This is a genomic window from Enterobacter sp. 5-4 (assembly GCF_000612205.1).
Taxonomy (GTDB): Bacteria; Pseudomonadota; Gammaproteobacteria; order Enterobacterales; family Enterobacteriaceae; genus Enterobacter; species Enterobacter roggenkampii.
In genome coordinates this window covers 85,925-107,078 of record NZ_JFHW01000002.1, presented here as the reverse complement: position 1 = coordinate 107,078, position 21,154 = coordinate 85,925, and the positions used below count along the sequence as shown (strand labels likewise).

The 21,154-nt window shown below is 58.3% G+C and carries 12 protein-coding genes; 2 read left to right on the top strand and 10 right to left on the bottom strand.

Going from position 1 to position 21,154, the window contains the following annotated elements:
- Positions 1-37: 37 nt before the first annotated feature.
- Both malQ and malP read right to left on the bottom strand, forming a co-directional pair.
- Complete coding sequence (malQ, locus tag AA74_RS0100730; protein WP_025910290.1) at positions 38-2,116, bottom strand: 4-alpha-glucanotransferase; 2,079 nt, start codon at positions 2,114-2,116, stop codon at positions 38-40.
- 9 nt (positions 2,117-2,125) lie between these two features.
- Positions 2,126-4,519, bottom strand: coding sequence for a maltodextrin phosphorylase (gene malP, locus AA74_RS0100725; protein WP_025910288.1), 2,394 nt, complete (start codon positions 4,517-4,519; stop codon positions 2,126-2,128).
- A 588-nt stretch (positions 4,520-5,107) separates the two neighbouring features.
- Here malP and malT point away from each other — a divergent pair.
- Positions 5,108-7,813 carry an HTH-type transcriptional regulator MalT gene (gene malT / locus AA74_RS0100720; RefSeq protein ID WP_008503059.1) on the top strand — a complete coding sequence of 902 codons (2,706 nt, stop codon included), beginning with the start codon at positions 5,108-5,110 and terminating at the stop codon, positions 7,811-7,813.
- Between the two features lie 85 nt (positions 7,814-7,898).
- Here malT and AA74_RS0100715 read toward each other — a convergent pair whose 3' ends face one another.
- The 3 genes from AA74_RS0100715 to glpE are packed head-to-tail and all read right to left on the bottom strand — an operon-like array spanning position 7,899 to position 9,884.
- Positions 7,899-8,657, bottom strand: a complete 759-nt coding sequence (locus AA74_RS0100715; protein ID WP_008503060.1) for a DeoR/GlpR family transcriptional regulator — start codon at positions 8,655-8,657, stop codon at positions 7,899-7,901.
- A 16-nt stretch (positions 8,658-8,673) separates the two neighbouring features.
- The gene (gene glpG / locus AA74_RS0100710) at positions 8,674-9,504 is read right to left on the bottom strand and encodes a rhomboid family intramembrane serine protease GlpG (RefSeq protein WP_023345039.1); all 831 of its coding nucleotides are present in this window, start codon (positions 9,502-9,504) and stop codon (positions 8,674-8,676) included.
- A gap of 47 nt (positions 9,505-9,551) precedes the next feature.
- The gene (gene glpE / locus AA74_RS0100705; RefSeq protein ID WP_008503062.1) at positions 9,552-9,884 is read right to left on the bottom strand and encodes a thiosulfate sulfurtransferase GlpE; all 333 of its coding nucleotides are present in this window, start codon (positions 9,882-9,884) and stop codon (positions 9,552-9,554) included.
- A gap of 188 nt (positions 9,885-10,072) precedes the next feature.
- On the opposite strand from glpE, the gene glpD reads away from it, so the two are divergent.
- Positions 10,073-11,581, top strand: coding sequence for a glycerol-3-phosphate dehydrogenase (gene glpD, locus AA74_RS0100700; protein ID WP_008503063.1), 1,509 nt, complete (start codon positions 10,073-10,075; stop codon positions 11,579-11,581).
- An 86-nt stretch (positions 11,582-11,667) separates the two neighbouring features.
- Here glpD and glgP read toward each other — a convergent pair whose 3' ends face one another.
- The 5 genes from glgP to glgB are packed head-to-tail and all read right to left on the bottom strand — an operon-like array spanning position 11,668 to position 21,036.
- On the bottom strand, positions 11,668-14,115 hold the full coding sequence (gene glgP, locus AA74_RS0100695; RefSeq protein ID WP_025910282.1) for a glycogen phosphorylase: 2,448 nt from the start codon (positions 14,113-14,115) through the stop codon (positions 11,668-11,670).
- 18 nt (positions 14,116-14,133) lie between these two features.
- Positions 14,134-15,567: a glycogen synthase GlgA gene (gene glgA, locus AA74_RS0100690; protein WP_008503065.1), complete on the bottom strand. Its 1,434-nt coding sequence runs from the start codon at positions 15,565-15,567 to the stop codon at positions 14,134-14,136.
- A complete protein-coding gene (glgC, locus tag AA74_RS0100685; RefSeq protein WP_008503066.1) occupies positions 15,567-16,862 on the bottom strand; it encodes a glucose-1-phosphate adenylyltransferase in 1,296 nt (431 codons plus the stop codon). The genes glgA and glgC overlap by 1 nt, the downstream gene beginning before the upstream one ends.
- A gap of 17 nt (positions 16,863-16,879) precedes the next feature.
- Positions 16,880-18,853, bottom strand: coding sequence for a glycogen debranching protein GlgX (gene glgX, locus AA74_RS0100680; RefSeq protein WP_025910278.1), 1,974 nt, complete (start codon positions 18,851-18,853; stop codon positions 16,880-16,882).
- Complete coding sequence (gene glgB / locus AA74_RS0100675; protein ID WP_021242180.1) at positions 18,850-21,036, bottom strand: 1,4-alpha-glucan branching enzyme; 2,187 nt, start codon at positions 21,034-21,036, stop codon at positions 18,850-18,852. Before glgB ends, glgX begins: the two co-directional genes overlap by 4 nt.
- Between the last annotated feature and the right edge of the window lie 118 nt (positions 21,037-21,154).

Genomic DNA, 21,154 nt, shown 5'->3' with positions numbered 1-21,154 from the left:
CCTGATAATAAAAAACCCGCCGCTGGCGGGTTTTTTATTACTTCTTACCAGCAGCTTTTCGCCGCTTATCCAAATCCTTGATCAGCCTGTTCACCCCGTCATCGGCAAACATCGCCTCAAGCGTGGTGGACAGCTTGCGACGCCAGTTCTTGTACTGATAGCTGGTACCCGGGATGTTCACCGGCTCCGCCATATCAATCCAGTCTTCCGGCTGCAGGCCCAGCAGGGCGCTATTGCTGTCGGCAATATAGCGCTGCAAACCGCGGTTGAGTGTCGCAGTCATCGCCATCAGCGACGCTTTATGCCCGGCGCGCTTCGGCAGACAGCCATGCTTATGCAGCGCATCCAGCAGCCCCTGCTTGGAGAGCTCGCGATCCTGATACAGGCCGCGTAACACCTCTTCGTCAGGATACAGGCCCAGCGTTTTGCCAAGGGTCAGATCGCCGCTTTCCCAATAGCCACGAAGCGTAGGAAGGTCATGCGTCGTCGCGACTGCCATTGACTGTTCAGGGTACGCTTGCGGCGCGCGGAAGGTTTTCTCATGGTCGTTTTCAAAATAGAGCACTTTATAGGAGTAGACGCCGCTGTCGCGGAGCTTGCTGACAATCTCCACCGGCACGGTACCGAGATCTTCACCGATCACCATGCACTGGTGACGCTTGCTTTCCAGGGCCAGGATCGACAGCAGATCGTCAACCGGATACTGCACGTACGCCCCGTGATCCGCCGTTTCACCGTACGGGATCCACCACAGGCGCAGCACGGACATCACGTGGTCGATACGCAGCGCCCCGCAGTTCTGCATGTTGGCGCGCAGCAGGTCGATAAACGGCTCGTAGGCGCGCGCCGCCATCACGTGCGGATCCATCGGCGGCAAGCCCCAGTTCTGGCCGAGCGGGCCAAGGATATCCGGCGGCGCGCCGACGGAGGCCTTCAGGCAGTAGAGTTCACGGTCGCACCAGGTTTCCGCGCCGCCCTCTGCCACACCTACGGCCAGATCGCGGTACAGGCCAATCGGCATTTTATAGCCCTGGCTCACCTGCCAGCAGGCGGCAAACTGGCTGTACGCCAGCCACTGCAGCCACAGGTAGAAGTCCACTTCATCGGCATATTTTTTACAGAATGCTTTCACTTCCGGCGTGTCGACGGATTGATACGCTTCAGGCCAGACCGGCCAGCCCCAGCGCATTTCGTCCTCTTTCACCTGATACGCGTGCAGCGCATCGAACGCCGCCTGCCAGTACAGGCTCTCGCCCTCCTGCGTCACGAACTGGCGGAACGCCGCCATCTGCTCGTCATCGCGCTGCGAAAAGCCTTTCCACGCCAGACGCAGCGCGGCCATTTTCAGCGCCGTGACGGTGGAATAGTCCACCCAGTCGGCTTCGCGCGCCTGCTTCAGCGCCTGCTGCGTGGTACTGAGTTTCCACCAGGCCTGCGCCTCTTTGCTGTTTTTGAAGTCATCTAAGGCGTTAACGTCGATATAAATCACGTTCAGCCAGCGACGGGAGGACGGGCTGTACGGGCTGGCGCTCTCCGGGTTGGCCGGATAGAGGGCGTGGATCGGGTTGAGGCCGATAAACGCGCCGCCGCGCTCGCCCACGGATGCCAGCATGTTCTTCAGATCGCCAAAATCACCGATCCCCCAGTTGCTGTCGGAGCGCAGCGTGTAGAGCTGCACGCAGGCGCCCCACAGCTTTTTCCCTTCGAGCAGCGCCTGCGGCTCGTAGCAGCGTTTTGGCGCGACGATCACCCGGCAGTGGAAACGCCGATCGTCCTGGGTGAGCGTCAGGGTGTGGTAGCCCTCCGGCAGCTTCGCCGGAAGGTTAAGGGTTTTGCCGCCGGTGGCGTGGCCTTTGTGCTGATGCCCCTCTTCGGTCGTGAGCAGCCAGCTAAACTCGCCGCGCCCTTCCACCGCGAGCGGCATCTTTTTACCTGCGGTGAATACCTTCACGTTCGGCACCGGCGCAGCCGACGCTTTCGCTTCGGTTTTGTGCATGGCATCCAGCAAACGTCTTTTGGTGTCGGCGCCAATAGACTGTGGTTTGCCGTGAGCATTAATGTAACTGAGGCTAATTCCCGCCGCCTGCGCGGCACTGTCCAGACGTTTACTCTCCATCGCGCTTCCTTAGCGTTTTGCCTGCCAGATACGGGCCTGATAATCACGGATTGAGCGGTCAGAGCTGAACATACCGCAGCGGGCGGTGTTCAGAATGCACGCCCGGGTCCACGCGTCCTGGTCGCGATACAGCACGTCGACCTGTTTTTGCGCTTCAACGTAGGCCGTGAAGTCCGCCATGACCAGATACGGGTCACCGCCGTGTTTGTCCATGCTGTGCAGCATCTGGTCAAACGCGTGCTTGTCGCCGTCGCTGTATTTGCCGCTCTCCAGCTCCTTCAGCACCGCGTCCAGCACTTTGTCTTTCTTACGCCATTTCACCGGGTCGTAGCCTTTGGCCTTGATGGCTTTCACCTCTTCCACGGTATGACCGAAGATAAAGATATTCTCTTCGCCCACCTTCTCGGCGATTTCGACGTTCGCCCCGTCCAGCGTGCCGACGGTCAGCGCGCCGTTCAGCGCCAGCTTCATATTGCCGGTACCGGAGGCTTCTTTTCCTGCGGTTGAGATCTGCTCGGAGATATCCGCCGCCGGGATCAGCATTTCAGCCGCCGAGACGCAGTAATCCGGCAGGAATACCACTTTCAGCTTGTCGCCCACGTTCGGATCGCTGTTGATCGCCTCCGCCACTTTATTGATGGCGAGGATAATGTTTTTCGCCAGGTAGTAGCCCGGCGCCGCCTTCGCGCCGAACAGGAACACGCGCGGCACGCGGTCAGCCTGCGGGTTCTCGCGGATCTCTTTGTATAGCGCCAGAATGTGCAGCAGGTTCAGGTGCTGACGTTTGTACTCGTGCAGGCGTTTGATCTGGATATCGAAAATCGCATTCGGGTTGATCTCAATCCCGGTGCGCGCTTTCACGAACGCCGCCAGGCGAACTTTGTTCTCCAGCTTAATCGCGCGGTACTGTTCGCGGAATTTCGCGTCGTCAGCGTATTTTTCCAGGTTGATGAGCTGGTCCAGATCGTTGGCCCACTCTTTCTTGAGGGTCTTGTCCAGCAGGCCAGCCAGCAGCGGGTTGCACTGCTTGATCCAGCGACGCGGCGTAATGCCGTTGGTCACGTTGTGGAATTTGGTCGGCCACAGCTGGTGGTATTCCGGGAACAGATCTTTGACCACCAGATCCGAGTGCAGCGCCGCCACGCCGTTCACCGCAAAGCCGCTCACTACGCACATGTTCGCCATGCGTACCTGCTTATCGTGAACCACCGCCAGCTTCGCCCAGACCGCTTTGTTGCCCGGCCAGGTTTTATCCACCAGGGTTTTAAACTGGTCGTTAATCTTGTTGATGATCTGCATGTGGCGCGGCAGCAGCGCTTTCACCAGCTTCTCATCCCAGCACTCGAGCGCTTCCGGCATCAGGGTGTGGTTGGTGTAGGCAAAGGTACGGCTGGTGATGGCCCAGGCGTCGTCCCAGCTCAGTTGATGCTCGTCAATCAGCACGCGCAGCAGTTCCGGGATGGCAATGGTCGGGTGCGTGTCGTTGAGCTGAATGACTTCGAAGTCCGGCAGCTGCGCCAGCTTGCGGCCCGCCAGGTGATGGCGACGCAGAATGTCCGCCACGGAGCAGGCGCACTGGAAGTACTGCTGCATCAGGCGCAGCTTTTTACCGGCCAGGTGGTTGTCGTTCGGGTAGAGGACTTTGGTCAGCTTCTCGGCATCGATGCCCTGCTGCTCGGCACGCAGGAAATCGCCGTCGTTAAATTTGGTCAGGTTAAACGGATGGGCGTGCTTCGCCTGCCACAGACGCAGCGGCTGCGCCACGCCGTTACGGTAGCCAAGCACCGGCAGATCCCAGGCTTCGCCGGTAATGGTGAACGCAGGCTCCCAGAGACCTTGTTTCGTCACTTTCCCGCCAATGCCAACCTGCACGTCCAGCTGCGCGTTATGGCGGAACCACGGGTAGGTATTGCGATGCCAGTCGTCCGGCGCTTCCATCTGATGGCCGTCAGCGAAGGACTGACGGAACAGGCCGTACTGGTAGTTCAGACCGTAACCAATCGCCGACTGGCCGACGGTCGCCATGGAATCCAGGAAACAGGCCGCCAGACGGCCCAGACCACCGTTGCCCAGCGCCGGGTCAATCTCTTCTTCCAGCAGATCGGTCAGGTTAATGTCGTGTTCTTTAAGAACGTCACCAACCTCCTGATACCAGCCGAGGTTCAACAGGTTGTTGCCCGTCAGACGGCCAATCAGGAACTCCATTGAAATGTAGTTTACATGGCGCTGCCCGTTTGCCGGTTTTGCCAGAGGTTGAGCATCCAGCTGCTCTGCGAGCGCACCGCTCACTGCCTGCCACCACTGGTGAGGCGTCATCTCGTTTGCAGCATGAAGGCCAAAACGCTGCCACTGACGCGTCAGGGCAGCCTGGAATTGAGCTTTGTTGAAGGTAGGCTGTGACATAGGGGATCGGCATCCTTTAGAAAGAAAACACAAGTTGGCGCTAGTGTGCCTGGCTCATTTCACCTCTTCCTCCTCCCGTAGGGGATTAGACAGGGAGGAGTAGCGGGGATGAGCAGAAAAGTGTGATCAAGGCCACTCTCAGAGCATAGTTCGAGTGTGCCCGGAAGATAAAAAAGTAACCGAGGAGAATGTCAAAGAAATGAAATGCAGTTTCGGATGAAATTAAACCCTGCCGAAATAATTACTTACCTGGAATAATATTTTTGCAACAGGATGTCATGACGATGAAAGGTATTATTCTCGCTGAACTTTACCCACACTTTATTAAATTTGACGTCACTATCCCTTCCTGAAACCAGTTTCAGCGCAGCCGCAGCACAACCATACAAGCCAGCATTGACGCGGCATTAAAGCCCTTTCCAGAAAGTTCCATCATCTGCCTGAATGTTTTGTGACAGAGTGCAAATTCAGAGCCACCAAATCCAGACATAACTTGCAATAGTTCTCTTTCTGACCGACCTTATATCGTATTAATTACGAAGCGCAAAAAAAATAAAATCTCTCGTTCCCCACAGTGAAGTGAAACCTATGTTGATTCCGTCTAAATTAAGTCGCCCGGTTCGTCTTGACCATACAGTGGTCCGCGAGCGTCTGTTGGCTAAACTTTCCGGCGCGCATAATTTCCGACTGGCGCTGGTTACGAGCCCTGCAGGTTATGGAAAAACAACGCTCATCTCGCAATGGGCCGCAGGTAAGAGCGATCTTGGCTGGTACTCCCTTGATGAGGGCGATAACCAGCAAGAACGTTTTGCAAGCTATCTGATTGCCGCCATACAGCAAGCCACCCATGGACACTGCGTCGCCAGTGAGGTGATGGTGCAAAAGCGCCAGTACGCCAGCCTGTCCTCCCTTTTCTCTCAGCTGTTTATCGAACTGGCTGAATGGCATCGCCCGCTTTACGTGGTGATTGATGATTACCATCTCATCACTAACCCGGTGATTCATGAATCGATGCGTTTCTTCCTGCGCCATCAGCCGGAAAACCTGACGTTAGTGGTGCTGTCACGCAACCTGCCGCAGTTGGGTATTGCCAACCTGCGCGTGCGCGATCAGCTTCTGGAAGTGGGTAGCCAACAGCTTGCTTTTACCCACCAGGAAGCGAAACAGTTCTTCGACTGCCGCCTGAACTCACCGATTGAGGCCGCCGAAAGCAGCCGTCTGTGTGATGACGTCGCGGGCTGGGCCACGGCGCTGCAGCTGATTGCCCTCTCTGCCCGGCAAAACAACAGCCCGGCGCATCAGTCAGCGCGCCGTCTGGCCGGCATCAACGCCAGCCACCTCTCTGATTACCTGGTGGATGAGGTGCTGGACAGCGTCGATCCCTCGACGCGTAATTTCCTGCTGAAAAGCTCGCTGCTGCGCTCCATGAACGATGCGCTGATCGTGCGGGTGACGGGCTGTGAAAACGGTCAGCTTCAGCTCGAAGAGATTGAACGTCAGGGCCTTTTCCTGACGCGCATGGACGATCCCGGCGAGTGGTTTAGCTATCATCCGCTGTTTGGTAGCTTCCTGCGCCAGCGCTGTCAGTGGGAGCTGGCGGTTGAACTGCCGGAGATCCACCGCGCCGCTGCCGAAAGCTGGATGGCACAGGGCTTCCCGAGCGAGGCCATCCACCACGCGCTCGCCGCCGGTGACGCCAGCATGCTGCGCGATATCCTCCTCAATCACGCGTGGGGCCTGTTTAACCACAGCGAGCTGACGCTGCTGGAAGAGTCACTCAAAGCCCTGCCGTGGGAAAGCCTGCTGGAGAATCCGCGTCTGGTGCTGCTGCAGGCCTGGCTGATGCAGAGCCAGCATCGCTACAGCGAAGTGAACACCCTGCTGGCACGCGCCGAGCAGGAGATGGAAAGCGAGATGGATACCACCCTGCACGGCGAGTTCAACGCGCTGCGCGCTCAGGTGGCCATTAACGATGGCGACCCGGACGAAGCGGAACGGCTGGCGATGGTCGCGCTGGATGAACTGCCGCTGGCCAACTTCTACAGCCGCATCGTGGCGACCTCCGTACACGGCGAAGTACTGCACTGCAAGGGCGACCTCACGCGCTCGCTTTCACTGATGCAGCAAACCGAACAGATGGCGCGTCGTCATGATGTCTGGCACTACGCGCTGTGGAGCCTGATCCAGCAGAGCGAGATTTTATTCGCGCAGGGGTTCCTGCAGGCCGCCTGGGAAAACCAGGAGAAAGCGTTCCAGCTGATTCGCGAGCAGCATCTGGAACAGCTGCCGATGCACGAGTTCCTGCTGCGTATTCGCGCTCAATTACTGTGGGCATGGTCGCGTCTGGATGAAGCAGAAAGCTGCGCCCGCCAGGGTGTGGATGTTCTTTCCAGTTTCCAGCCTCAGCAGCAGCTGCAGTGCCTGGCGCTGCTGGTGCAGTGCTCGCTGGCGCGCGGCGATCTCGATAACGCCCGCAACCATCTTAACCGCCTGGAAAACCTGCTCGGCAACGGCCAGTATCATAGCGACTGGGTGTCAAACGCCGACAAGGTCCGGGTGATTTACTGGCAGATGACCGGCGATAAAAAATCCGCCGCCAACTGGCTGCGTCAGACGCCAAAACCGGAATTTGCCAACAACCACTTCCTGCAGAGCCAGTGGCGCAACATTGCCCGCGCGCAGATCCTGCTCGGTGAATTAGAGCCCGCAGAGATTGTGCTGGAAGAGCTGAACGAAAACGCGCGCAGCCTGCGCCTGATGAGCGACCTGAACCGCAACCTGCTGCTGCAAAATCAGCTCTACTGGCAGGCGGGCCGTAAAAACGATGCCCAGCGCGTGCTGCTGGAGGCGCTACAGCTGGCTAACCGCACCGGGTTTATCAGCCACTTTGTGATTGAAGGGGAAGTGATGGCCCAGCAGCTGCGTCAGCTGATTCAGCTCAACACGCTGCCGGAGCTGGATCAGCATCGCGCCCAGCGCATTCTGCGCGAGATTAACCAGCATCATCGCCACAAGTTTGCGCATTTCGATGAGAACTTCGTTGAACGTCTGCTGAACCACCCGGAAGTGCCGGAGCTTATCCGCACCAGTCCGCTTACCCAGCGCGAATGGCAGGTTCTGGGGCTCATCTATTCAGGCTACAGCAACGAGCAGATTGCCGGCGAGCTGGCGGTGGCGGCGACCACCATCAAAACGCATATCCGCAACCTGTACCAGAAGCTGGGCGTGGCGCATCGACAGGATGCGGTGCAGCATGCGCAGCAGCTGTTGAAGATGATGGGGTACGGCGTTTAGTTTTGTGCGGTCTGATGCCCTCTCCCACAGGGAGAGGGAAAACAATTTGTAGGTCGGGTAAGCGCAGCGCCACCCGACACAACCGTTAGCACAGTTCCAGCTGCAAATTATTATCTTTAATTACCTGCATCACGCCCGCCGGCGGCATCACGTCGGTATAGACCGCATCCACCATGCTGATGCTGCCCATGTTCACCATCGCGTTACGGCCAAACTTCGAGTGATCCACCACCAGCATCACGTGGCGTGAGTTTTCAATGATCGCGCGCTTGGTGCGCACCTCGTGGTAATCAAACTCCAGCAGCGAACCGTCGCTGTCGATGCCGCTGATGCCCAGAATGCCGAAGTCGAGGCGGAACTGAGAGATAAAGTCGAGGGTCGCTTCACCGATAATCCCGCCGTCGCGGCTGCGTAGCTCGCCGCCCGCGAGGATGATGCGGAAATCGTCTTTTTGCATCAGGGTATTGGCGACGTTCAGGTTGTTGGTGACCACGCGCAGGTTCTCGTGATCCAGCAGCGCATGGGCGACCGCTTCCGGCGTGGTGCCGATATCAATAAACAGCGTCGCCCCGTTCGGGATCTGGCTGGCGACCTTGCGGGCAATGCGCTCTTTCTCCGCCGTCTGCGTCGCTTTTCGGTCGTGCCAGGAGGTGTTGACCGAGCTGGACGGCAGCGCCGCGCCGCCGTGGTGGCGAAGGATGCGGTTCTGATCGGCCAGGTCGTTCAGGTCACGACGGATGGTTTGTGGGCTGACGGCAAACTGCTCCACCAGCTCTTCGGTGCTGACGTATCCCTGTTTTTTTACCAGTTCGATAATGGCGTCATGACGTTGTGTTTGTTTCATCAATTATCCCTGAGAATTATGTTCGTTTTCGCGCATGGAGCGTGTCGGCAAAGGCCATCGCCAGCCCCACGGCCAGCCCGGCGACGTGCGCACCGTTGGCGATAGACATACCAAACAGATCAAACCATCCGGCAATTAGCCATATTAACGCAAAGGTTATCAATCCGCGTTGCAGATAGATGCCGCTTTGCGGATCGCGCTCCCCGCGAAGCCAGACGTAGCCCATCAGGGCATAGACGACACCCGACAGCCCGCCGAACCACGGGCCGCTGAACTTGTGCTGTACGTAGCCGCTCAACAGGGCGCTGATGATGGTGATAACGATCAGCTTGCCGCTGCCCAGACGCTTTTCAACGGCACCGCCGAGATACCACCACCAGAGCAGGTTAAAGAGGATATGCATCACCGAGAAGTGCATCAGCGCGTGGCTAAAGTAGCGCCATACGTCAAACTCAAGCGACGGATCATAGGGCCACGCCAGGGCAATCATTACGCTCTGGTCGCCGACCACGTTCATGATAATGAAGACAATGATGCAGGCCGCCATCAGCAGCAGCGTAAACGGGCCCGCGCGCTCGCGAAGGGTGGCGAGGAAGGGAAAGCGGCTGTAGTGCAATCCGCTGCCGGTCTGGCCGGATTGCCAGCTGGCCGCGAGATAGCGCGGGTCGCCAGGGTTCTCAAGAAAACGCGCCAGCTCCTCGTTTACCCGCCCGGCCTGGCTCTCATCGGCCAGCCAGACGTCGGTCTGCGTATGTTGCTGAATAGTCAGAATAACGCCCTGCGTCGCCATATAGTCGACAAACGCCTGGGCGACGCGCGGGTTGGTAAAAGAGGTGATCATCAACATGGGCAGCGGTCGCTTATTTCCACACAAAAGGGGACAGTATAGCGGGATCAGCGCTCAAACGCGTATTCCACTTCCGCCGGGAAATGACGATGCCAGGCATCGAAACCGCCGTCGACGCTGTAAACCGCGTCGTAACCCTGCTGAAGCAGGTACTGCGCCGCGCCTTTGCTGCTGTTGCCGTGGTAGCACATGACCATCACCGGCGTGTCGAAGTCGTTATCGCGCATAAACGCGCCCAGCGTGTCGTTGGTAAGATGAAACGCGCCCGGCGTATGGCCCATCGCAAAACTCTGCGGATCGCGGATGTCCACCAGCACCGCTTTTCCCTGGTGCATCTTCTGGTGGGCTTCTTCTACGTTAATACATTCAAACTGATCCATGGTGTTCTCTTAACAGTGGTCAACGACAAGATTTTACCCCGTAGTGTACGTCCTGGCGGCGGGTAAACGCCATTATGTTATCCATATCACTCTAAATTGTTTTTTTGATGTTACCAAAAGCGCGTTCCTTTGCTATTATGAGCGATATCGAACATTTCTGAGCTTTAACGAAAGTGCATGAGGGTGTTATGGAAACCAAAGATCTGATTGTGATAGGCGGTGGCATCAACGGTGCCGGTATTGCGGTCGATGCCGCAGGACGCGGTTTATCCGTACTGATGCTGGAAGCTAACGATCTCGCCTGCGCGACGTCGTCCGCCAGCTCCAAACTGATTCACGGTGGCCTGCGCTACCTGGAACACTACGAATTCCGCCTGGTCAGCGAAGCGCTGGCCGAACGTGAAGTGCTGCTGAAAATGGCCCCGCATCTGGCGATTCCGATGCGCTTCCGCCTGCCCCATCGCCCGCATCTGCGTCCGGCGTGGATGATCCGAATTGGTCTGTTTATGTACGATCATCTGGGTAAACGCACCAGCCTCCCGGGTTCGAAAGGTTTGCGTTTTGGCTCAGAATCGGTCCTTAAGCCTGAAATCGTGCGCGGATTCGAATATTCCGACTGCTGGGTGGACGATGCCCGCCTGGTGCTGGCGAACGCGCAGATGGTTGAGAAGAAAGGCGGCGAGGTGAAAACCCGCACCCGCGCGACCGCTGCCCGCCGTGAAAACGGCCTGTGGATTGTCGAGGCGGAAGATATCGATACCGGCGAGAAGTTCAGCTGGAAAGCGCGCGGCCTGGTGAACGCCACCGGCCCGTGGGTGAAACAGTTCTTTGACGAGGGCATGCATCTGCCTTCCCCGTACGGCATCCGCCTGATAAAGGGCAGCCACATTGTGGTGCCGCGCGTGCATACCCAGAAGCAGGCCTACATTCTGCAGAACGAAGACAAGCGCATCGTGTTTGTGATCCCGTGGATGGACGAGTTCTCCATCATCGGCACCACCGACGTGGAGTACAAAGGCGATCCGAAGAACGTCGAGATCGACGAGAGCGAAGTGAACTACCTGCTTAAAGTGTATAACGCGCACTTTAAGAAACAGCTGTCGCGCGACGACGTGGTCTGGACCTACTCCGGCGTGCGTCCGCTGTGCGATGACGAGTCTGATTCACCGCAGGCCATCACCCGCGACTATACGCTCGATATTCACGACGTAGACGGTCAGGCGCCGCTGCTGTCCGTGTTTGGCGGCAAGCTCACCACCTACCGCAAGCTGGCCGAGCACGCGCTGGAAAAACTGGCGCCGTACTATAAAGGCATTGGCCCGGCATGGACCAAAGGCGCGGTTCTGCCCGGCGGTGATATCGGCGATAACCGCGATGATTACGCCGCGAAGCTGCGCCGTCGCTTCCCGTTCATCACTGAAGGGATGGCGCGCCACTATGCCCGCACCTACGGCAGCAATACCGAGCTGATCCTGGGTGATGCAAAAGAGATTGCCGATCTGGGCGAGCATTTCGGTCACGAGCTGTACGAAGCCGAGCTGCGTTATCTGGTTGAGCACGAGTGGGTGCGTCGTCTGGATGATGCTATCTGGCGCCGTACCAAAGAAGGGATGTGGCTCAACGCCGAACAGCAGTCTCGCGTGGCGCAGTGGTTGCTGCAACATGCGGCGAAACGCGAGCTGTCGCTGGCGTCCTAATACAAAAAAGCCGGGTGGCGGCTCCGCCTTACCCGGCCTACTCGATCCCGTAGGCCCGGTAAGCGCAGCGCCACCGGGCTTTATTTTTACAACCTCACCGGATCAATATGCCAGATCGTCTCGGCATACTCCTTGATGGTCCTGTCTGACGAGAAATAGCCCATATTGGCGATGTTGTACATCGCGGCGCTGGTCCACTTCTCAGGCTGGCGATACAGTTCGTCCACCTTATCCTGACAGTCGACGTAGCTGCGGTAATCCGCCAGCACCTGATAGTGATCGCCAAAGTTAATCAGCGAATCCACCAGATCGCGGTAGCGGCTCGGTTCATCAGGGCTAAACACGCCGGTTGCAATCTGCGTCAGCACCTGACGCAACTCTTCATCCTCTTCGTAATACTGACGCGGCGAGTAGCCTTTCCTGCGCAGCGCCTCTACCTCTTCCGTCGTATTACCGAAGATAAAGATATTGTCTTCGCCCACGTGCTCCAGCATCTCGACGTTCGCCCCGTCCAGCGTGCCGATGGTCAGCGCGCCGTTGAGGGCAAACTTCATGTTACTGGTGCCGGATGCCTCCGTCCCCGCCGTGGAAATCTGCTCAGAGAGATCCGCCGCCGGGATGATCAGCTGCGCCAGGCTGACGCTGTAGTTCGGAATGAACACCACCTTCAGCTTGTCGCCAATATCCGGATCCTGGTTAACCACCTTCGCCACGTCGTTGATGAGATGAATAATGTGCTTCGCCATGTAGTAGGCCGACGCCGCCTTACCGGCGAAGATCTTCACGCGCGGCACCCATTCGGCCGTCGGGTCGGCCTTAATCCGGTTGTAATGGGTGATCACGTGCAGCACGTTCATCAGCTGACGCTTGTATTCGTGGATGCGTTTGATCTGCACGTCGAACAGCGCTTTCGGGTTTGCCACCACGTTCAGGTGCATCGCCAGCCAGACCGCCAGACGCTTTTTGTTCAGCAGCTTGGCTTCGCGCACGGCTTTGTTCACCGTCGGGAAATCAATATGCTGCTCCAGCTCGCTCAGCTGGCTCAAATCGGTACGCCAGGTGCGGCCGATATTCTCGTCCAGCACCTCAGAGAGCGGCTGGTTAGCCAGCGCCAGCCAGCGGCGCGGGGTGACGCCGTTGGTCACGTTGCAGAACCGCGTCGGGAAGATCTTCGCGAAGTCCGCAAACAGCGACTGCACCATCAGGTTCGAGTGGAGCTCGGACACGCCGTTGACCTTGTGGCTGATGACAACCGCCAGCCAGGCCATGCGCACGCGGCGGCCGTTCGACTCATCAATGATGGACGCGCGGCTCAGCAGGCCGGTATCGTTTGGATACTGCTCCTGCAGCGTCTTGAGGAAGTAGTCGTTAATCTCAAAGATAATCTGCAGATGGCGCGGCAGGATTTTGCCGAGCATGTCCACCGGCCACGTCTCCAGCGCTTCGCTCATCAGCGTGTGGTTGGTGTACGAGAACACCTGGCAGGTCACCTCAAAGGCGTCGTCCCAGCTGAACTTATGCTCGTCGATGAGCAGGCGCATCAGCTCCGGAATAGAGAGCACCGGGTGGGTGTCATTAAGGTGGATCGCGGTTTTCTCCGCCAGGTTGGCGTAGGTTTTGTGCAGCTGATGGTGGCGGCTGAGGATATCCTGAATGGTCGCCGAAACGAGGAAATACTCCTGACGCAGGCGCAGCTCGCGGCCTGAGTAGGTCGAGTCATCCGGGTACAGCACGCGGGACACGTTCTCGGAGTGGTTTTTATCCTCCACCGCCGCGAAGTAGTCACCCTGGTTAAATTTACCGAGGTTAATTTCGCTACTGGCCTGAGCGCTCCACAGGCGCAGCGTGTTGGTGGCATCGGTGTCGTAGCCGGGGATAATCTGGTCGTAGGCCACGGCCAGGATCTCTTCCGTTTCCACCCAGCGGGATTTTTTTCCTTCCTGCTGAATACGCCCGCCAAAGCGCACCTTGTAGCGCGTGTTGTGGCGCTTGAACTCCCACGGGTTGCCGTACTCCAGCCAGTAGTCCGGGGACTCTTTCTGACGCCCGTCGACGATGTTTTGCTTGAACATGCCGTAATCGTAGCGAATACCGTAGCCGCGGCCCGGCAGCGCGAGCGTCGCCAGCGAGTCGAGGAAGCAGGCGGCAAGACGTCCCAGACCGCCGTTACCGAGGCCCGGGTCGTTCTCTTCGTCGATCAGTTCTTCTAAATCTAACCCCATCTCTTCCAGTGCGGTTTTGACGTCGTCATAAATACCGAGCGACAACAGCGCATTGGACAGCGTGCGGCCAATCAAAAATTCCATCGACAGATAGTAAACCTGACGCGTCTCCTGCGAGAGCTGGGCGCGGTTTGAGCGTAGCCAGCGTTCAACTAAGCGGTCGCGCACCGCAAACAGGGTGGCGTTCAGCCACTCGTGCTTGTTGGCAATAACCGGATCTTTCCCGATGGTGAACATCAGCTTGTAGGCGATGGAGTGCTTTAACGCCTCAACGCTGAGCGTGGGTGAAGAGTAGCTAAATGGAGCGTTCATATCAGTAACTTCGCCTCGTTACATCAAGCGTTGATAGAGATCGCGGTATGACTGCGCCGCAACGTGCCAGCTAAAGTCCATGGACATCGCCTGGCGTTGGACGTAGCGCCACAGCGATGGACGGGACCACAAGACGAAAGCACGCCGAATCGCCCGAAGCAGCGACCAGGCATTACTGTCCTCAAAGACAAACCCGCTGGCGATACCGTCCGCCAGGTTTTCCAGTGAGCTATCCGATACCGTATCCGCCAGCCCGCCCGTGCGGCGCACCAGCGGCAGGGTGCCGTATTTCAGGCCGTAAAGCTGCGTCAGGCCGCAGGGTTCGAAACGGCTCGGCACCAGGATGACGTCCGCGCCGCCCATAATGCGATGCGAAAACGCCTCGTGGTAACCAATCTGTACGCCGACCTGCCCCGGATGTTCCGCGGCGGCGGCAAGGAAACCTTCCTGCAGCACCGGGTCGCCCGCGCCGAGCAGCGCCAGCTGCCCGCCCTGCTCCAGTAAACCGGGCAGCGCCTCCAGCACCAGATCCAGCCCTTTCTGGCTGGTCAGGCGGCTTACGACGGCGAACAGCGGCACTTTGTCGTTAACCTTCAGGCCCATCGCAATCTGCAGCTGGCGTTTGTTTTCCGCTTTGTCCTCCACGGAATCACGGCCGTAGCGCGCCGCCAGCAGGAGATCGGTTTCCGGGCTCCAGATCTGTTCATCCACGCCGTTCAGAATGCCCGACAGGCGGCCTTCGCGGTGGCGCTGCTGCAGCAACCCTTCCATGCCGTAGCCAAACGCCGGCTGGGTGATCTCACGCGCGTAGGTTGGGCTCACCGCCGTGATGTGATCGGCGTAGTACAGCCCCGCCTTCAGGAACGAGATCTGTCCGTTAAACTCCAGACCGTGCATGTTAAAGAACGACCATGGCAGATCGATGTCATTCATGTGATGGGCGTAGTACATCCCCTGATAGGCCAGGTTATGCACGGTAAAGACCGATTTCGCCGGGTGGCCGCGCGCGGCGAGATACGCCGGAGCAAGCCCGGCGTGCCAGTCGTGCGCATGCACCACATCCGGACGCCAGAACGGATCCAGCCCCGTCGCCATTTCGGCGCCGACCCAGCCGAGCAGCGCAAAGCGCAGCACGTTGTCGGTGTAGGCGAACAGGTTCGTATCGTGATACGGGCTGCCCGGGCGATCGTATAAATGCGGCGCGTCGATCAGGTAAATCCCTACGCCATTGTAATGTCCAAACAGCAGGGTAATGCGTCCGGCAAACGTTTCACGGCGGGTCACCACTTTTGCATCAGGTATACCGCGCCGGATATCCGGAAAGGCGGGCAGCAGGACTCGGGTATCCACGCCTCCGGCGATTTGCGCCGCCGGTAATGCGCCAAGCACATCTGCCAGACCGCCCGTTTTTAATAACGGGAACATCTCAGAACATACGTGTAAAACCTGCATCATCGCTCCTGTTTGATTTGCAGCTTCCGCAACATTTCCCGTGTGACTAACACGATCCCCTCTTCCGAACGGTAGAAACGACGCGCGTCTTCTTCCGCATTCTCCCCAATGACCATCCCTTCAGGGATGACGCAGGCACGGTCGATCACGCAACGACGTAGACGACACGAGCGCCCTACCCAGACGTCCGGCAACAAGACTGCCGAATCGATATTACAGAATGAATTTATCCGCACGCGCGGGAACAGCACGGACTGCACCACCACCGAACCGGAGATAATGCACCCGCCGGAGACCAGCGAGTTCAGCGTCATACCGTGGCTGCCGGAGCGGTCCTGAACAAATTTCGCAGGCGGCAGGGATTCCATATGGGTACGAATCGGCCAGTTCTGGTCGTACATATCCAGCTCGGGCGTCACGGACGCCAGGTCCAGGTTGGCTTTCCAGTACGCTTCCAGCGTTCCCACATCGCGCCAGTAAGGCTCCGCATTCGGGTCGGACTGCACGCAGGACAGCGGGAAAGGATGTGCATACGCCATGCCAGCTTTGGTGATTTTCGGAATGATGTCTTTACCGAAGTCGTGGCTTGAGTTTTCGTCTTTGTCGTCTTCTTCCAGCAGCTCATAAAGATAATCTGCGTCAAAGACATAGATCCCCATGCTGGCGAGCGATTTGGTGTCATCGCCCGGCATGGTTGGCGGGTTCGCCGGTTTTTCAACGAAGTCGATAATTTTGTCGTCGGCATCTACGTGCATGACGCCAAACGCCGTCGCTTCAGCAACGGGCACAGGCAGACACGCCACGGTGCAGCGCGCCCCTTTTTCGACGTGGTCGATGAGCATGTGGGAGTAATCTTGCTTGTAAATGTGGTCCCCGGCGAGGATCACAATGTATTCCGCGTTATAGCGACGAATGATGTCGAGGTTCTGGGTGACCGCATCCGCCGTTCCGCGATACCAGTTCTCGCCGTGAACGCGCTGCTGCGCAGGAAGGAGATCGACAAATTCGTTCATCTCTTCGCTGAAGAATGACCAGCCGCGCTGAATATGCTGCACCAGGGTGTGCGACTGATACTGCGTGATGACGCCAATGCGGCGAATGCCCGAGTTCAGGCAGTTGGAGAGCGCAAAGTCGATAATACGGAACTTACCACCAAAGTGAACGGCCGGCTTGGCGCGCTTGATGGTCAAATCTTTCAGACGGGTACCACGCCCGCCCGCAAGTATCAGGGCAACCGTTTTTAATGGTAGCTGGCGTGCCAACATTAAGGGATCGTTCTTCTCTAATCTAACCATGACTAACTCCTTTTTTATCATCTTTGGAATACGCACACTCCGTGCGCAGGCCCGTGCCAGACAGCCATTACTACCGGATTATCCGCTCCGGCAAAGGGGGGAACGGCTCGCCACTCCCCGTCAGGTAAAACAATCTCTGCGACGTCATCCGTCGCGTTCAGCGTGACCAGCCATTTATCCGACAGCAGGATTTGCAGGCGTGGTACGCCGTGTTGCCACTCTTGCGCGCTTAACGGTTGCGCGTCTTTATTCAGCCAGCGAACGTTGCCGTCACCCTCTTCCCACCAGCTGTTGGCGGTCAGCGCGGGGATCTGCTGACGAAGATGGATCAGCGCAGCGGTAAAATGAATCAGCCCGCTGTTGGCTTCACCCCAGTCGAGCCAGGTTAAGGTGTTGTCCTGGCAATAGGCGTTGTTGTTACCGTGCTGGCTGTGACCCTGCTCGTCGCCTGCCAGCAGCATCGGCGTGCCCTGCGACAGTAAAAGCGTTGTCAGCAGCGCATGAACGCTGGCGCGTCGCCGCTCTATCACATCCAGACTTCCGCCTAACCCTTCTATACCATGATTAAAGCTATGGTTATTGTTAGTGCCATCGCGATTCTCTTCGCCGTTCGCCTCATTGTGTTTCTGATTGAAACAAACGCAGTCCCTGAGCGTAAAACCGTCGTGCGCCGTCAACAGATTAACGGTGGCCGACGGGCGTTTGCCGTCGCGCTTAAAGAGATCGCTCGACGCGGCAAAGCGCCCGGCAAATTCCCCCAGCGACAGGTTCCGCTCCAGCCAGAAGCGGCGTACGGCGTCGCGGTAGTGGTCGTTCCACTCGGCAAACAGCGGCGGGAAATTCCCGACCTGATAACCGCCTTCACCAATGTCCCACGGCTCGGCAATCAGCTTCACCTGCGAGAGCACCGGACAGTTTTTTATCGCCTCAAACAATGGCGCCTGCTGGCTGAACGCCGGCGTGCGTCCCATGACGGGCGCCAGGTCGAAACGAAAACCGTCGACGTGGAACGTCTCCACCCAGTATTTCAGGCATTCATACGCAAAATGCGTAACCGCCGGATGGCTGAGATTGAGCGTGTTACCGCAGCCGGTCCAGTTCTCATAATCGCCATCGTGCCTGATCCAATAATAGCTACGGTTATCAATTCCGCGCATGGAGAGCGTCGGGCCGTCGAGATCGCTTTCTGCGCTGTGGTTCAGCACCACGTCCAGAATGACCTCAATGCCCGCCGCGTGGAGCGCCTTCACCGCATCGCGGAACTCGTCCCGCGCCTTTTCCGGATGGACGGCATAGCGCGGCTCGAGCGCGAACATCGCCAGCGGGTTATAGCCCCAGTAGTTGCTCAGCCCCAGCCGCTGCAGACGCGGCTCGCTGGCAAAAAGGGCGACGGGGAGCAGTTCCAGAGCGGTGATGCCGAGGTGTTTCAGGTAGGCGATCATGGTGGGATGCCCGAGCGCCTTGTAGGTGCCGCGCATCTCTTTGGGGATCGACGGATGCAGGTACGTCAGCCCTTTGACGTGGGCTTCATAAATAACGGTCTTGCCCCACGGCGTCTGCGGCGGGGCATCGTCTTCCCAGTCATAAAGATCGTTCACCACCACGCTTTTTGGCGCGACGGGCGCGCTGTCGCGGTGGTCGGGCTCGCCGTAGCCCACGTGGAAGAGCGGGTCATCTTTAAATTCACCGTCCACGCGGTGCGCGCACGGGTCAATCAGCAGCTTCGCCGGGTTAAACCAGTGCCCCTGCGAGGGATCCCACGGACCGTGAACGCGAAAGCCATAGTGCATACCGGGCCGTCCTCCGGCCAGGTAGCCGTGCCAGGTATCCCCCGTGCGCGCGGGTAAATCGTAACGGTGCTCGTTACCTTCCCCGTCAAACACGCACAGTTCAACCCGCTCGGCGTGAGCGGAAAAGAGGGTGAAGTTCACCCCTTTTCCGTCAAAATGCGCCCCGAGCGGTTCGGGTTTACCTGCCGTAAGCTGCGTCATTCGCCCTCCCGCATCAGCCAGATGGTGCCAAGCGGCGGCAGCGTCAGGCTCAGGGAGTTGGGTCGCCCGTGGCTTTCAATGGCGTCGCTCTGTACCAGCCCACCGTTACCGGCGTTGCTGCCGTGGTAGTGCATCGAGTCGGTATTCAGAATTTCGCGCCATTTGCCCGGCTGGTTAATGCCGAAGCGGTAATGTTCGCGCGGCACCGGCGTAAAGTTGCTGGCGACGATGATCTCGTTACCCGCTTTGTCACGACGCACAAAGACAAACACCGAGCGCTCGTGGTCGTCCACCACCAGCCATTCAAAGCCGTACGGATCGAAGTCGAGCTCGTGCAGCGCTTTGTGGTGGCGATAGGTCAGGTTCAGATCGCGCACCAGACGCTGCACGCCGTGGTGCCAGTTGTCGCCGCCTTCCAGCAGATGCCAGTCGAGGCTGGCGTCGTGGTTCCACTCGCGACCCTGGGCGAACTCATTGCCCATGAACAGCAGTTTCTTGCCCGGGAAGGCAAACATCCAGCCGTAATAGGCGCGCAGGTTGGCAAACTTCTGCCACGCGTCGCCCGGCATGCGGTCGAGAATCGATTTTTTACCGTGTACCACCTCATCGTGCGACAGCGGCAACATGAAGTTTTCGGTGTAGTTGTAGAGCATCCCGAACGTCAGCTTGTCGTGATGATACTTACGGTGAACCGGATCCAGCTTCATGTAGTCGAGCGTGTCGTGCATCCAGCCCAGGTTCCACTTATACCAGAACCCCAGGCCGCCTGATGACGGCGGACGGGAGACGCCCGCAAAGTCGGTTGACTCTTCCGCCATGGTCACGGCACCGTCCACCTGCTCGCCGATAATGCGGTTGGTATTACGCAGGAATTCAATGGCTTCCAGGTTTTCGCGGCCGCCAAACTCGTTCGGGATCCACTCCCCCTCTTTGCGGCTGTAGTCGCGGTAGATCATCGACGCCACCGCATCCACGCGCAGGGCGTCAATACCAAACCGCTCGATCCAGTACAGGGCATTCCCGACCAGGTAGTTCGATACTTCACGGCGACCGTAGTTGTAGATCAGCGTGTTCCAGTCCTGGTGATAGCCCTCGCGCGGATCGCTATGCTCGTACAGCTTCGTGCCGTCAAACTCTGCCAGCGCAAAATCATCCGCCGGGAAATGGCCCGGCACCCAGTCGAGGATCACGTTCAGCCCGGCGGCGTGCGCGGCATCAATGAAATAGCGGAAGTCGTCGCGGGTGCCGAAGCGGCGGGTCGGCGCATACAGCCCGGTGGGCTGATAGCCCCAGCTGCCGTCGAACGGATGCTCGTTGACCGGCAGCAGCTCAAGGTGGGTAAAGCCCATCCATTTGGCGTATGGCACCAGCTGGTCGGCAAGCTCCCGGTAACTCAGCCAGAAGTTGTTATCGGTATGGCGGCGCCAGGAGCCGAGATGGACTTCATAGACGGATATTGGCGCATCAAAACGGTTGGCCTGTTTACGCTCCTCCGTCTGGACGACCTTCTCCGGCAGGCCGCAGATCAGCGACGCGGTATCCGGGCGCATCTGCGCTTCGAAGGCATACGGGTCGGCTTTAATGCGCAGCTTGCCGTGGGCGTCGATCATCTCGAATTTATAAAGCTGCCCGTGGTGTGCCCCGGGGATAAACAGCTCCCAGATGCCGGTTTCCCGACGCAGGCGCATCGGGTGACGGCGGCCGTCCCAGTAGTTGAACTGGCCGACAACGGAGACGCGCTGGGCATTGGGCGCCCACACGGAAAACCGCGTGCCGGTGATGCCGTCCATGGTATCGGCATGGGCACCCAGCGTTTCATAAGGACGCAGATGCGTCCCCTCGGAGAGCAGCCAGGCATCCATCTCTTTAAGCAGAGGGCCGAAGCTGTAGGGATCGTCAATCAGGTTCTGCTGGCCGTGCCAGAGAACGGCGAGCTGATAGCGAAAAGGATTTTTACGACGGGGCATCACGCCCGAGAAGAAGCCACGGGAATCGAGGCATTCAAGGTTACCGACCTTGCGGCCGGTTTTGGGTTCAATCACCCAGACTTCTGTGGCATCCGGTAACAGTGCCCGAACTTCCAGACCGGCCTCAGTACGGTGCATCCCAAGCACAGAAAAGGGGTCAGCGAAATGACCCGCAATAAGCGCATTAATCACGTCTCTATCCACACGATCGGACATGGTATTCATCCTGTTTTTTATGTCGTCCTTTTTAAGCGCTCCGGGACGACTTTTAATGTGACCTGAACGGGACAGCACAAAAATGTGCATCCATTCTGCTCCGCTCGAACCTCAGGTA